13 protein-coding genes and 1 tRNA gene are annotated in these 14003 nt (G+C 69.5%); 6 read left to right on the plus strand and 8 right to left on the minus strand.

Annotated features, from left to right (window positions below):
- Positions 1–69: 69 nt before the first annotated feature.
- The 3 genes from JNO44_RS21500 (at position 70) to JNO44_RS21510 (ending at position 1916) form a co-directional block, all read left to right on the plus strand.
- Positions 70–651: a Uma2 family endonuclease gene (locus JNO44_RS21500; protein WP_205365712.1), complete on the plus strand. Its 582-nt coding sequence runs from the start codon at positions 70–72 to the stop codon at positions 649–651.
- 44 nt (positions 652–695) lie between these two features.
- Entirely contained in the window at positions 696–1100 is a 405-nt protein-coding gene (locus JNO44_RS21505) for a pyridoxamine 5'-phosphate oxidase family protein (protein ID WP_205365713.1), read from the plus strand.
- A 411-nt stretch (positions 1101–1511) separates the two neighbouring features.
- Positions 1512–1916, plus strand: coding sequence for a hypothetical protein (locus JNO44_RS21510; RefSeq protein ID WP_039634961.1), 405 nt, complete (start codon positions 1512–1514; stop codon positions 1914–1916).
- Between the two features lie 96 nt (positions 1917–2012).
- On the opposite strand, the gene JNO44_RS21515 is transcribed toward JNO44_RS21510, so the two are convergent.
- From JNO44_RS21515 to dnaK, 4 genes are read right to left on the minus strand one after another with little or no spacing between them, the layout of a single operon-like run.
- Positions 2013–2468 (minus strand): heat shock protein transcriptional repressor HspR, encoded by a 456-nt coding sequence (locus JNO44_RS21515; protein ID WP_043265068.1) that lies wholly within the window; start codon positions 2466–2468, stop codon positions 2013–2015.
- 1 nt (position 2469) lies between these two features.
- The gene (gene dnaJ / locus JNO44_RS21520; protein WP_205365714.1) at positions 2470–3639 is read right to left on the minus strand and encodes a molecular chaperone DnaJ; all 1170 of its coding nucleotides are present in this window, start codon (positions 3637–3639) and stop codon (positions 2470–2472) included.
- 45 nt (positions 3640–3684) lie between these two features.
- Complete coding sequence (grpE, locus tag JNO44_RS21525; protein WP_073446471.1) at positions 3685–4371, minus strand: nucleotide exchange factor GrpE; 687 nt, start codon at positions 4369–4371, stop codon at positions 3685–3687.
- Positions 4368–6245: a molecular chaperone DnaK gene (gene dnaK / locus JNO44_RS21530; RefSeq protein ID WP_039634952.1), complete on the minus strand. Its 1878-nt coding sequence runs from the start codon at positions 6243–6245 to the stop codon at positions 4368–4370. The genes grpE and dnaK overlap by 4 nt, the downstream gene beginning before the upstream one ends.
- A 334-nt stretch (positions 6246–6579) precedes the next feature.
- Between dnaK and JNO44_RS21535 the strand changes: the two genes are divergently transcribed.
- Positions 6580–8874 (plus strand): (Fe-S)-binding protein, encoded by a 2295-nt coding sequence (locus JNO44_RS21535; protein ID WP_205365715.1) that lies wholly within the window; start codon positions 6580–6582, stop codon positions 8872–8874.
- Positions 8875–9128: 254 nt separating this feature from the next.
- On the plus strand, positions 9129–10061 hold the full coding sequence (locus tag JNO44_RS21540) for a Yip1 family protein (protein WP_205370161.1): 933 nt from the start codon (positions 9129–9131) through the stop codon (positions 10059–10061).
- A 127-nt stretch (positions 10062–10188) separates the two neighbouring features.
- Here the strand turns inward: JNO44_RS21540 and JNO44_RS21545 are convergent, their stop codons facing one another.
- From JNO44_RS21545 to JNO44_RS21560, 4 genes are all read right to left on the minus strand, one after another.
- Complete coding sequence (locus JNO44_RS21545) at positions 10189–11775, minus strand: ricin-type beta-trefoil lectin domain protein (protein ID WP_205365716.1); 1587 nt, start codon at positions 11773–11775, stop codon at positions 10189–10191.
- A gap of 161 nt (positions 11776–11936) precedes the next feature.
- Complete coding sequence (locus tag JNO44_RS21550) at positions 11937–12434, minus strand: phosphoribosyltransferase (protein WP_205365717.1); 498 nt, start codon at positions 12432–12434, stop codon at positions 11937–11939.
- A 95-nt stretch (positions 12435–12529) separates the two neighbouring features.
- Complete coding sequence (gene dcd / locus JNO44_RS21555) at positions 12530–13105, minus strand: dCTP deaminase (protein WP_067349509.1); 576 nt, start codon at positions 13103–13105, stop codon at positions 12530–12532.
- Positions 13106–13244: 139 nt separating this feature from the next.
- Positions 13245–13403 carry a hypothetical protein gene (locus tag JNO44_RS21560; protein ID WP_016573140.1) on the minus strand — a complete coding sequence of 53 codons (159 nt, stop codon included), beginning with the start codon at positions 13401–13403 and terminating at the stop codon, positions 13245–13247.
- 280 nt (positions 13404–13683) lie between these two features.
- Here JNO44_RS21560 and JNO44_RS21565 point away from each other — a divergent pair.
- Positions 13684–13757 (plus strand) — tRNA-Gly (locus JNO44_RS21565).
- The last annotated feature ends 246 nt before the right edge of the window (positions 13758–14003 follow it).

The raw sequence follows: 14003 nt of genomic DNA on the forward strand, positions 1-14003 counted from the left end.
TCCGACCATCGGCCTCTTTCCGCAGGCGGCGGCCCGTGACACTGGCCCTCGACCACAAGGAGGTGCAGCATGACGGCTATGGCACACGAGCCGATGGCCACGGACACGGAAACCCTCCTGGACTTCTTTCTCAGCCTGGACACCCCTGAGGGGTTCCGGGCCGAGCTAGTCGAGGGGGAGATTGTTGTGACACCACCCACGGACGGCGATCACGAGGACTACCTGAGCATCATCGGCAGGCAGGTGACGCGAAGGTCCGCAACCGACATGCAGATCTCGGGCTGCAAGGGACTCGTCCTTTCCCACGCGGAGAACCAACCCGCGGACCATGTGATCCCCGACGCCACCATCGCCCCCTACGCGTTGCGCCTCTTCCGAGGTGCGGAGCCATGGATGCCCAGCGACGGTGTCGACATGGTCGTCGAGGTGACGTCGAGCAAGCCCCGCCATGACCGCGTCACCAAACGGCACGCCTACGCACGCGCTGCCATTCCGCTCTATCTTCTCGTCGACCGCGGCAAGTCCGTGGTCACGCTCTTCAGCGAGCCGAAAGACGCCGACTACCTCACCACCCACTCCGCCCCCTTCGGCGACCGCCTTCCCCTCCCCGCCCCCTTCTCCTTCGACCTGGAGACGGCCGACTTCGTGTGACCGGCCGGGGCCCGCCCGCCGCGGCCCCTACTACCCTGGCCCCCATGGCCCACGACCTGAGCGCACTGTCCCCCGAGTACCTCGCCTTCTGGGGCGAGTACCAGATGCCGACCCTCACGACCCTGCGGGCCAACGGCACCCCGCACGTCGTCCCGGTCGGCGTGACCTACGACGCCGAGCAGCGGATCGCGCGGATCATCACCCGCAAGGACAGCACCAAGGTCAAGAACATCCTCGCCGCCGGCCCCGACGGGGCGCGCGTGGCGGTGTGCCAGGTGGACCGCGGTCGCTGGGCGACCCTGGAGGGCGTCGCCCGGGTGCGGACGGACGCCGAGGCGGTGGCCGACGCGGTGCGCCGGTACGCCGAGCGGTACGGCCGGACCCCGGAGCCCAACCCCGACCGCGTCATGATCGAGATCGCGGTGACCAAGGCCCTCGGCCGGGCCTGAGGCCGCCCGCGACCCCGTCCAGGTCTGGACCTGGCCGAAACCGGATGCTCCAGATCCGCCGTCGGGCGCCCACCTGGTAGTCAGGAACGGCAGGAACCGAACACCTCCGCGCATCGACGAGCGGCATCGGACCTGTCCCGGGCAAAAGACGGCAGCTGGAGGCCGCATGGCGTCGGCATTAGGCAACACGACGACCGTTCCGCGCCGTCCGCCGCGGCGGAAGCGGACGATCCGGCCCCGGCCGTACGCCGAGAACTGCCCCCGGTGCGGCGGCCAGTTGGCCGTGAATCAGGACGGCTGGAAGATCTGCCATGCCTGCGGATACGCCTCACCGCCCGGCGCAGCCCCTCCACCCCGGGCCCTCGGCGGGGGTATCGTCGCCCCCACAGTCGCCACGCCCCGGAGGGCACGATGAACTCGGTCCGAGTGACGGCGATCGCCTGTCTGATGCCGCTGTCCGAGCTGGACGAGGATCCGTTCCTGGTCGATGACCGCAGCCAGCACGCCATGTGCAAACAGTGGGCGGCAGCCCGTGACTACCGTCTGACCTGCCAGCTCAGCCTGCACCAGCTGCGCGCCGACCACAGCGCACTGTGGCACGACGTCGAAGAGGGACTGGTCGACGTGTTCGTCACGCCCAACCGGCGGGCGCTGGAGTACGCGATCGACGGCGCCGACGAGTTCACCGCGCGGTGCGCGGCGGCGGGGGTCCGGCTGGAGACCGCCGACCTGGACGAGCCGGTCTACACCCTGGCGATGAAGTCGCAGGTGCACCGGCGGCTGTCGATGCCGACGGCCGGGTACAACGGCTGCTGACCGCAGGCGGACGACGCGGATCGCGGGGACGCCGGACACACACGAAGGGCCGGGGTGGTGTGCCCACCCCGGCCCTTCGTCGCGTGGACCACGGCCTCACTCCGACGACCGCTTGGGCCGCCAGACCACCAGCGCACTGGTCTGCTGCACGTCCTGATACGGCACCAGATCGCGGCGGTAGGAGGCGTGCACCGCGGCCTCCCGCTGCCGCATCGCGCTGGCCGCGCCCTCCAGGGCGCCCTGGAGCTCGGCGACCCGCTGCTGGAGGGCCGCGACCTGGTTCTCCAGCTCGATGATGCGCTTGATGCCGGCGAGGTTGATGCCCTCCTCCTGCGACAACTGCTGGACGGTGCGCAGCAGTTCGATGTCGCGGGCGGAATAGCGGCGGCCCCGCCCGGCCGTGCGGTCGGGCGAGACCAGGCCCAGGCGGTCGTACTGCCGCAGGGTCTGTGGATGCAGGCCGGAGAGTTGGGCCGCGACGGAGATGACGTACACCGGCGATTCGTCGGTCAGTTCATAGGGGTTACGACGCTGCCCGCCCCGGCTGTCCATCTCATTCTCCCTTCGCGGCCTGGAACAGCTCCGCCCGCGGGTCCGGGCCCGCGGTCGCCTCGCGATAGGACTCCAGCGCTTCCTTCGCCTTGTCGCCGAGGTCCTTGGGAACGACCACCTCTATGGTGACCAGCAGATCGCCTCGGGTGCCGTCCTTGCGGGTCGCGCCCTTGCCGCGGGCCCGCATCGTGCGTCCGTTGGGAGTGCCGGCCGGCAGCTTCAGCGTGACCGGCGGGCCGCCCAGCGTCGGCACCTTGACCTCGCCGCCGAGCGCGGCCTCCGGGAAGGTGACCGGCACCGTGACGGTGAGGTTGTCGCCCTTGCGGCCGAAGACCGGGTGGGCGCCCACGTGGACGACCACGTACAGATCGCCGGCCGGGCCGCCGTGCTCGCCCGGTGCGCCCTTGCCGCGCAGCCGGATGCGCTGCCCGTCCGAGACGCCCGCGGGGATGCGGACCTGCATCGTGCGGGCGCTGGAGGCCCGCCCGCTGCCCTTGCAGACCTCGCAGGCGTCCTGGGCGATCAGGCCGCGCCCCTTGCAGTCGGCGCACGGGTCGGTGAGCGAGAAGCCACCGCCCGCGCCCCGGCTGACCTGTCCGGTGCCGACACAGGTCGGGCAGACCCGAGGCGTACCGTTTTTGTCGCCGGTGCCGGAGCACGCCTTGCAGGGCGCCTGACTGGACATCCGCAGCGGGACCGTGGCCCCGTCGACCGCCTCGGTGAAGCTGAGCGTCACCTCGGACTCGATGTCCTGGCCGCGGCGCGGCTGCGTACGGGTGCCGGAACCACCGCGGTTGAACAGGCCGCCGAAGACATCCCCGAGCCCGCCGCCGAAGCCGCCGGAACCCCCCGAGCCCCCGGCGCCTCCGAAGAGGTCGCCGAGGTCGAAGTTGAAGTTCCCGCCTCCGCCGGGGCCCGGCCGGAAGCCGCCGTTGCCGAACAGCGCCCGGGCCTCGTCGTACTCCTTGCGGCGCTTGGCGTCGCCGAGCACGTCGTTGGCCTCGGAGATCTCCTTGAAGCGCTCCTCGGCCTTGGCGTCGCCCTTGTTGGCGTCCGGGTGGAACTCGCGGGCGAGCTTGCGGTACGCCTTCTTGATCTCCGCTTCGGTGGCGTCCTTGGGGACGCCGAGGACCTTGTAGTAGTCCTTCTCGACGAAGTCCTTGGTGCTCATCCCCGACGTCCCTCCTTCCGCGCGGTTCTCGACTCTGCCCGTACGTCAGCCCTTGTCCGGGCCACCGCTCTCCTTGTCCGCAGCCTTGGCACCCTTGGCTCCCTTACCGCCCTTGGCACCCTTGGCCTCCTCGTCGGAGGCGGACTTGGCGCCCTGCGCGCCCGGCTGCGGCTCGGCGACCGCGACCCGCGCGGGGCGGATCGTGCGCTCACCGATGCGATACCCGGGCTGCAGGATGGCGACGCATGTCGTCTCCGTGACGTCGGGCGCGTACGAGTGCATCAGTGCTTCGTGGATCGTCGGGTCGAAGGGCTCGCCCTCCTTGCCGAACTGCTGCAGACCGAGCTTGGCGACCACGGTCTCCAGCGACTCGCCGACCGACTTGAAGCCGCCGACCAGTTCGCCGTGGTCCCGGGCCCGACCGATGTCGTCGAGCACCGGCAGCAGCTCGGAGAGCAGGTTGGCGACCGCGATCTCCTTGACCGTCACACGGTCGCGCTCCACCCGGCGGCGGTAGTTCTGGTACTCCGCCTGGAGCCGCTGAAGGTCGGTGGTGCGCTCGTTGAGCGCGGTGCGCACCTGGTCCAGCTGGGCCTGGAGCGCGACGCCCTGGACGTCCCCGGCCGGGGCCGAGCCCGCCTTGTCGGCGGACTCGGCCTGCGCCGCGTCTTCGGAAGCGGCATCGGAAGGGACGTCGGGCTTCTCCTCGAAGCCCGGGGTCTCCTCCGTCACGCCGCACCACCCTTGGCGTCCTTGGGCTTCTCGTCGTCGACGATCTCGGCGTCCACGACGTCGTCCTCGGCCTTGGCCTGCTGGCCACCGGCGGCACCCGCGGCGCCGGCCGCACCCTGGGCGGCCTGGGCGTCGGCGTACATGGCCTGGCCGAGCTTCTGGGAGACGGCCGCGACCTTCTCCGACGCGGTGCGGATCTCGGCGGTGTTGTCGCCCTCGGCGGACTCGCCCTTGAGCTTCTCCTTCAGCTCACCGACGGCGGTCTCGACCTCGGTCTTGACCTCGGCGGGCACCTTGTCCTCGTTGTCCTTGAGGAACTTCTCGGTCTGGTAGACCAGCTGTTCGCCCTGGTTGCGGGTCTCGGCGGCCTCGCGGCGCTTGTGGTCCTCCTCCGCGTACCGCTCGGCCTCCTCACGCATCCGGTCGACCTCGTCCTTCGGCAGCGAGGAGCCGCCGGTGACGGTCATCTTCTGCTCCTTGCCCGTGCCCAGGTCCTTGGCGGTCACGTGCATGATGCCGTTGGCGTCGATGTCGAAGGAGACCTCGATCTGCGGGACACCGCGCGGGGCCGGCGGCAGACCGGTCAGCTCGAACATCCCGAGCTTCTTGTTGTACGCCGCGATCTCGCGCTCGCCCTGGTAGACCTGGATCTGCACGGACGGCTGGTTGTCCTCGGCGGTGGTGAAGATCTCGGACCGCTTGGTCGGGATCGTCGTGTTCCGCTCGATGAGCTTGGTCATGATGCCGCCCTTGGTCTCGATACCGAGGGACAGCGGGGTGACGTCCAGCAGGAGGACGTCCTTGACCTCGCCCTTGAGGACACCGGCCTGGAGGCTGGCGCCCATGGCGACGACCTCGTCCGGGTTGACGCCCTTGTTGGCCTCCTTGCCGCCGGTCAGCTCCTTGACGAGCTCGGCGACGGCGGGCATACGGGTCGAACCGCCGACCAGGACCACGTGGTCGATCTCGGACAGCGAGATGCCGGCGTCCTTGATCACGTTGTGGAACGGGGTCTTGCAGCGGTCGAGCAGGTCCGCGGTCAGCTGCTGGAACTGCGAGCGGGTGAGCTTCTCGTCCAGGTGCAGCGGGCCCTCGGCGGACGCGGTGATGTAGGGCAGGTTGATCGTCGTCTCGCTGGACGACGACAGCTCGATCTTCGCCTTCTCCGCGGCCTCGCGCAGGCGCTGGAGCGCCATCTTGTCCTTGGAGAGGTCCACGCCGTGGCCGCCCGCGAACTGCTTGACCAGGAAGTCGACGACGCGCTGGTCCCAGTCGTCACCACCGAGGTGGTTGTCACCGTTGGTGGCCTTCACCTCGACGACGCCGTCACCGATCTCCAGCAGCGACACGTCGAAGGTGCCACCGCCGAGGTCGAAGACGAGAATGGTCTGGTCTTCCTTCTCCAGGCCGTAGGCCAGGGCGGCCGCGGTGGGCTCGTTGACGATGCGCAGGACGTTGAGGCCCGCGATCTCACCGGCCTCCTTGGTGGCCTGGCGCTCGGAGTCGTTGAAGTACGCCGGGACGGTGATGACCGCGTCGGTGACCTTCTCGCCGAGGTAGGACTCCGCGTCCCGCTTCAGCTTCTGCAGAATGAACGCAGAGATCTGCTGCGGGTTGAAGTCCTTGCCGTCGAGGTTGATCTTCCAGTCGGTGCCCATGTGGCGCTTGACCGAACGGATCGTCCTGTCGACGTTGGTCACCGCCTGACGCTTGGCGACCTCGCCGACGAGCACCTCGCCGTTCTTGGCGAAGGCGACGACGGACGGCGTGGTCCTGGCGCCCTCGGCGTTGGTGATGACGGTGGGCTCGCCGCCTTCGAGAACGCTGACGACGGAGTTAGTCGTGCCCAGGTCGATGCCGACCGCACGTGCCATTTCGATTCCTCCAGCTGACTTGAGTGGAACAGGCTCAAGGGTGCAGCACCGAGCCGAAGCTGTCAACAGACCTGAGCCGAGGGTGCTCAACTTTTATGTCCCTCTTATCGTCACCAGGCCATTCCGGAGGACGCCGGGGCCGGCCCGACGGTTGCCCGCGCGACACAGATCACCGGCCGGGCGGCTTCAAGGGGCCCCGAATACTCGGTAACCTCAGCCGCAGACCCAAAAAGTTACCGCTTAGTAGTTCCGCTCGGATCTCCACGGCCCGGCCGTTCCGATCACGCGGATCCCTGAAGATTTCGCCCGCTCTCGCAGGTTCGAGGAGCCCCCAATGCAACTCGCCGCGATCATCGTGTCGCTGGTCCTAATCGCGGTCGGCGTCGCGCTGTTCGGCCGTGCCATCCTGCAGATCTACCGCCACATGCGGCTAGGCCAGCCGGTACCCGCCGGAACCCGGACCGACGATCCCGTGCGGCGGACCGGCACGGTGGTCAAGGAGTTCCTCGGCCACACCCGGATGAACCGCTGGGGCGTCGTCGGCGTGGCGCACTGGTTCGTGGCGGTCGGCTTCTTCTCCCTGCTGCTGACGATCGTCAACGCCATCGGCCAGCTCTTCAAGGCCGACTGGATCCTGCCGATCATCGGGGACTGGACGCCGTACAACGTCTTCGTCGAGTTCGTCGGCACCATGACGACGCTCGGCATCCTGGCCCTGATCGTCATCCGGCAACTGAGCAAGCCGAACAAGCCGGGCCGCAAGTCCCGCTTCGCCGGCTCCAACTTCGGCCAGGCGTACTTCGTCGAGGCCGTCATCCTCATCGTCGGCATCTGCATCTTCATGCTGCACGCCCTGGAGGGCGCCCAGCACCACGTCGACGGCTACGAGGCGTCCTTCTTCATCTCGTACCCGGTCGTGGCGTGGCTGAAGGGGCTGAGCGTCGGCACGCTGCAGAACCTCACCTACCTCTTCGCCGGTGTGAAGATCGCGACCTCGTTCATCTGGATGATCACGGTCGCGCTGAAGACCGACATGGGCGTGGCCTGGCACCGGTTCCTGGCGTTCCCCAACATCTGGTTCAAGCGCGAGGCGGACGGCGGCACGGCGCTCGGCGCCCTCCAGCCGATGACGTCGGCGGGCAAGCCGATCGACTTCGAGGACCCGGGCGAGGACGACCAGTTCGGCGTCTCCCAGATCGAGCACTTCTCCTGGAAGGGCCTGCTGGACTTCGCCACCTGCACCGAGTGCGGCCGCTGCCAGTCGCAGTGCCCCGCGTGGAACACCGGTAAGCCGCTGTCCCCGAAGCTGCTGATCATGTCGCTGCGCGACCACGCGCACGCCAAGGCGCCCTACCTGCTGGCCGGCGGCGGCAAGGATGCGGAGGGCAACGAGAAGGCGACCGAGGAACAGCTCAAGGACGTCCCGGCCGCTGCTCTGGCCGAGGCCGAGCGCCCGCTGATCGGCACCCTCGAAGCCGCGTCCGACAGCGGCTTCGCCGCGGGCGGCGTCATCGACCCGGACGTGCTGTGGTCCTGCACCACCTGCGGCGCCTGCGTCGAGCAGTGCCCGGTGGATATCGAGCACGTCGACCACATCGTCGACATGCGCCGCTACCAGGTCATGATCGAGTCCTCGTTCCCGTCCGAGGCGGGCACGATGCTCAAGAACCTGGAGAAGAAGGGCAACCCCTGGGGCCTGGCCAAGAAGCAGCGTCTGGCCTGGACCAAGGAGGTCGACTTCGAGGTCCCGGTCGTCGGCAAGGACGTCGAGGACCTCACCGAGGTCGACTACCTCTACTGGGTCGGCTGCGCCGGCGCCCTGGAGGACCGCGCCAAGAAGACCACCAAGGCGTTCGCCGAGCTGCTGCACATCGCGGGCGTGAAGTTCGCGATCATGGGCGGCGACGAGGCGTGCACCGGTGACTCGGCCCGCCGCCTGGGCAACGAGTTCCTCTTCCAGCAGCTCGGCCAGCAGAACGTCGAGGCCCTGAACATGGCCTTCGGCGAGGACAGCGAGGACGAGTCGACGAAGAAGCCCAAGGCTTCCAAGAAGATCGTCGCGACCTGCCCGCACTGCCTCAACACGCTCGGCAACGAGTACCCGCAGCTCGGCGGCGACTACGAGGTCATCCACCACACCCAGCTGCTCCAGCACCTCGTCGACGAGGGCAAGCTGATCCCGGTCACCCCGGTCGAGGGCATCATCACCTACCACGACCCGTGCTACCTGGGCCGCCACAACAAGATCTACACGCCCCCGCGCGAGATCATCGGCAAGGTCCCGGGCCTGCGCAACGAGGAGATGCACCGCCACAAGGAGCGCGGCTTCTGCTGCGGCGCCGGCGGCGCCCGGATGTGGATGGAGGAGCGGATCGGCAAGCGCATCAACAACGAGCGCGTCGACGAGGCCCTCTCGCTGAACCCCGACATCATCTCGACCGCCTGCCCGTTCTGCCTCGTCATGCTGACCGACTCGGTCAACGGCAAGAAGAACGACGGCAAGGCCAAGGAGTCCATCCAGGTCGTGGACGTGGCCCAGCTGCTGCTGGACTCCGTCAAGACGCCGATGGACCCGCCGTCGGACGAGGAGGAGCCGGCGGATGCGCCGGAGCCGGAGCCGGTGAAGTAGCTCCTCGACTGCAGTAGTTCCTCGGCGTCCCGGACGCCGAAACGGTGACGGCCGGTCCCCTCGGGGGCCGGCCGTTCCGCTGCGCGGGGCCGGTCCGCTGCGCGGGACGGTCGGGTGCGGTGACGGTCGCCACCGCACCCCAGGGGTACCCCCTAGGGGATGTCACAGCTCGGCTCCAAAGGGCCGTCAGAATTCTCCGCGGGCCACCCCGCGTCGTGGGACCAGGTACTTTCGAAAGCGTGGCTGGATTCAGGATGGGGCGCGGACGGGATGCCCGCCCCGCACAGGACGGACAGCAGGCCGGGGCCCAGGGGCCGCAGGCGTACGGGCCGCCGGCTTCGTACGGGCGGCAGGCCCCGCCCCCGCAGGGTCAGTGGCCGTCGGCGCCGCAGCCGTACGGCGCCGCCCAGGCCGGGCCGGCCCCACAGGGGCAGCCCGAGTACTTCGGCGACGGCGGGTACCCGGCGGAGCCGTCGTACACGCCCTACGACAACCGCAACAACGCTCCGGGTCACACCCAGCAGTTCAGCGTCGGCGACGCCCCGGACGGCTACGGCACGTACGGGGACGGGTACGGGTCGGGCGACGACCAGTACGCGCAGGGCGGCACCTACCGCGCCGGGCAGACCAGCGCGCCGCCGGCCGGCCCGCGGCTGCACTGGAAGCAGCTGCTGTCCGGCGTCGTGCTGCGGCCCACGCCCACGTTCTGGCAGATGCGGGACCACGCGCTGTGGGGCCCGGCGCTGATCGTCACCTTCGTCTACGGCCTGCTCGCGGTCTTCGGCTTCGACAAGGCCCGTGAGGACGTGATCAACCAGACGATCGGGAACAGCCTCCCGTGGGTGCTGCTCACCTCGGTGATGTTCATCCTGGGCAGCCTGATCCTGGGCGCGGTCACCCACACCATGGCCCGCCAGCTCGGCGGCGACGGCGCCTGGCAGCCGACCGTCGGACTGTCCATGCTGGTCATGACGATCCCGGACGCGCCGCGGCTGCTCTTCGCCATGTTCCTGGGCGGCGACAGCCCGCTGGTCCAGGTGCTGGGGTGGGCCACCTGGCTCGCCACCGGCTATCTGCTGACCTCCATGGTCGGCAAGTCGCACGACCTGCCGTGGCCCAAGGCCCTGGGCGCCTCCGCGATCCAACTGGTCGCGCTGCTGGCCCTGGTGAAGCTCGGCACGCTGTAACCGGCGCACGACGCGGTCCGGCCCACGGATCGAGGGGCCCGTTCCGAATGGACGTCACCGACGTCTCCCGGAACGGGCCCCTCGTCGTGCCGGCGCGGGAGGCCCGCTCACGGCGTCCGGCGGCCGGTCAGGCGAACCGCTGCCCCGCCGAGCCGTCGCACCTCTGGAGCCGCAGCGGGTCCTTCGCCGCACCCAGCGTCAGGCAGAGCGACGACGCGGCGGCCGGCCGGAGAGTGCCGCCGTCCCTGACGAACTGCTGGTTGGCCGCGCCCGAGCAGTTCCACAGCACCAGCCCGGCGCCGGCCTCGTAGCGGGCCCCCGGCACGTCCAGGCACCGGGCCTGGGTCAGCTCCACATGCAGCGACTTGCGGTCCTGGTCGTACCACCAGCCCTGGTTGCGCTGCCCGTTGCAGTCCCAGCCGCCGACCGCGGTGCCGTTGCGGGACAGCCCGCCGGTGGCGTCCAGGCAGGTGCCGGTCGCGGCGTTCTTCAGCGGCCGGTAGGCGTCGTCCCAGGCGCCCGGGTACAGCTTGGGCTGCCCGGTGTTCGCCGGGTCGGTGCAGGACGCCTCGCGCAGCTGCGGCGCCGCGTACAGCTGGGTCAGGCAGGACGCGAACGCGCCGTGCCCGCGGGCGTTGGGGTGGAAGGACTGGCGGACCGAATTGGCGTCCGGCGGGAAGGGGTTGGAGACGTTCACGTACAGCCCGCGGGCCCAGGTCTCCGACATGCACACCTCGTGCCCGTGGAAGAGCCGCGAGGAGTCGAGGTAGGTGGCGCCGGTGTCCTGTGCGATCTTCCGCATGCCCCGCTCGAAGGTCGGCACCGCCGTGTTGCGCCCCCATCCGGCGTCCGAGGTGTACCCGGTGCAGCCGCCCGGGATCTTCCCCGGGTACCGGGGGTTGTCCTCGACGTCCGGACCGATCGGGCTCGGGTACGACATCACCACGAGGCGGTAGTCGCCGTCGGCGTACCCCGCGTCCCGCATCACGGTCCGCAGGTCCCGCACCGTGGCCTCGACCTTCGGCACCAGCCCGTCGACCCGCGCCTGCCATCCCGGCTGGTACTTGGGCTCGCAGGTCCCCTGGAGCAGGAACCAGCGCTCGACGCAGTCCGTCATCACCGGCCCGAACTGGAGGTCGTCGTTGGCCCCGGCGACCAACAGCACCATTTTCAGCCGGGTGTTGCGCGCCGCGATCGCCAGGCTGTCGCTCTGCACCAGTTCATCGGCGTACTGCTTGCTGCCGCCGATCCGGATGTTGCCGGTGTACGCCCCCGAGCACGCCGCGTTGTACGTCACGTCCGCGGCGATCCCGGTCCGGTGGATCGCCGAGTCCGGCGACCGGTGGCACCAGTTGGTGGGCCCGTCGGTGCCCGGCTCGTACGTCCCGACGCCCTCGCCGGAGATCTCGCTGTCGCCCAGCGAGATCAGCGAGGTCTTCCGGTCGGCGAGCGGCCGCACGGCGGCGTCGCCGTACAGCTTGGTCGCCTCCCGCGCCCGGATCCGTTCCAGTTCCGGCGACAGCGGCTGGACGGCCGGCCGCCCGGCCGTCGCCGCGCTACCCGCCGTCGCGCCGGCGACCCCGGTGGCGCTGGCACCGCCCGCCGTCACCGTGAACGCGGCGGTCAACGCCGCCGCCGACACCGCCACGGCGGCCCGTAACCGCCGCCCTCGTGCACGTCCGCTCCCTCGCGGCCCGCGTCTCGCACGCACCATCGGACCTCCCCTCCGGTCTGCTGTTACCGCCGGTTTCTACTCGGAGGTACAGAACGGTGGAACACCCGGAACAGAACTGGCCGAAACGCGTGCCACAAAAAGCCCGCGAGCCCGCAAAGTACGCGGGCTCGCGGGAACGGAAAACGCCGTGCGGGCGCCCGTCAGGCGTCGAGGATCTGACCGTCCCGCCGGACCACCGGCGGCTCGACGCTCCACGGGAAGTTGATCCAGTCGTCCGTGCGCTTCCAGATGTACTCGCACTTCACCAGCGAGTGCGACTTCTCGTAGATCACCGCGCTGCGGACCTCGGCGACGGTCCCCTGGCAGAAGTCGTGCACCAGCTTGAGCGTCTTGCCGGTGTCGGCGACGTCGTCCGCGATCAGGACCTTCTTGTCCGAGAAGTCGATCGCGTTGGGCACCGGCGCGAGCATCACCGGCATCTCCAAGGTGGTGCCCACCCCGGTGTAGAACTCGACATTCACCAGGTGAATGTTCTTGCAGTCCAGCGCGTACGCCAGACCGCCGGCCACGAACACCCCGCCCCGGGCGATCGACAGCACGATGTCGGGCTCGTACCCGTCATCCGCGATCGTCTGCGCCAGCTCACGGATCGCTCCGCCGAAGCGCTCGTACGTCAGGTTCTCCCGCACGTCACCCACGACTCTCCCAGACCTTCTCTTCGTCTCCGGGGCCCGTGCCGGCCCCGCCCTCGCACCCTCGCGCGCGGTGCCTCACACCTGCGCCGCGAGGTGCCTCACACCTGCGTACGGTGGAAGTTCTTGAACGACCGGGACGGCGTCGGACCGCGCTGTCCCTGATACCGCGAGCCGTAGCGCTCGCTGCCGTACGGGTGCTCCGCCGGCGAAGTCAGCCGGAACATGCACAGCTGCCCGATCTTCATGCCCGGCCACAGCTTGATCGGCAGCGTCGCGACGTTGCTCAGCTCCAGCGTCACGTGCCCGCTGAACCCCGGGTCGATGAAACCCGCGGTCGAGTGCGTCAGCAGCCCGAGCCGTCCCAGGCTGGACTTCCCCTCCAGCCGCGAGGCGATGTCGTCGGGGAGCGAGATGACCTCGTACGTCGAGGCCAGCACGAACTCACCGGGGTGCAGGATGAACGCCTCGTCGCCCTCCGGCACGACCTCGCGGGTCAGGTCCGCCTGCTCGACGGCGGGGTCGATGTGCGGGTAGCGGTGATTCTCGAACACCCGGAAAAAGCGATCGAGCCGCACATCGATGCTGGACGGCTGCACCATCGACTCGTCGTAGGGGTCGATGCGCACCCGACCTGCGTCGATCTCGGCCCGGATGTCCTTGTCTGAGAGAAGCACGCAGACGAGGATACGCGCCCGCGCACCCCCGGCCGTACGACGAGGGCCCGGCCCCACCGGGGACCGGGCCACTACGACCTCACGCCGACGTCGCGTGCGAAGATCACCGCCGACCTTCACCGCGACCCCGCGACCGCCGCTACCGCTTCGCGTGCTCCACCGGCACCGAGTGCCGCAGCCGAGCACAGCGCGGGCAGCGCAGCAGCCGCCCGGGGCCGAGCCGGTCGGTGGTCTGCATGGGGAACGAAGCGGTGCTGAAGACGTGCCCCTCGGCACAACGTACGACGGTGCGCTCCATCAAGTCCCTCTCCCAACTGCGTGGACAACAAAAGCCACATTAGGGGATGAACTGGGTGCACTCGCAGGCGGCACTCCGATGCCCCACCGTACGCCCCAACTCCCTTCCCCCGCACCCGCATCCCGCCCCGACACCCCCGCGCGCACCCCCGCGCGAGACACCCGCCGAGGCCCCCACCCCGCCCCCGGACATGCCAAATGCACCGCGAAGCGGCGATGGGGTAGAGTGTGCGAGGACGCTCCGCCTCCAGGCTGGTTCCCTCCAGACCGGGCGGTGTCACGCGGGTGTAGTTTAATGGTAGAACATGAGCTTCCCAAGCTCAGAGCGCGGGTTCGATTCCCGTCACCCGCTCCATACAGAAGCCCCAGGTCAGCGACCTGGGGCTTGTTCGCTGTCTAGACCATTTCGGGGCGGCGTGCCATTCGCGTGCCACAAGTCGCCCATTAACGCTCCGAGTTGGGGCCCGCAAGCCCTTCCCGACCATCCTGATCGGCCGTCATCTCGAATCGCGAGATCGACTTTCCGTGGCCTTCGCCACTCCATGCCGTGGAGTCGGTTCCGGTGCGGTTGCGAAGCCGCTCTTCGGGCAGAGGCCAACTC

The organism is Streptomyces noursei (assembly GCF_016917755.1).
GTDB classification, from domain to species: Bacteria; Actinomycetota; Actinomycetes; order Streptomycetales; family Streptomycetaceae; genus Streptomyces; species Streptomyces yunnanensis.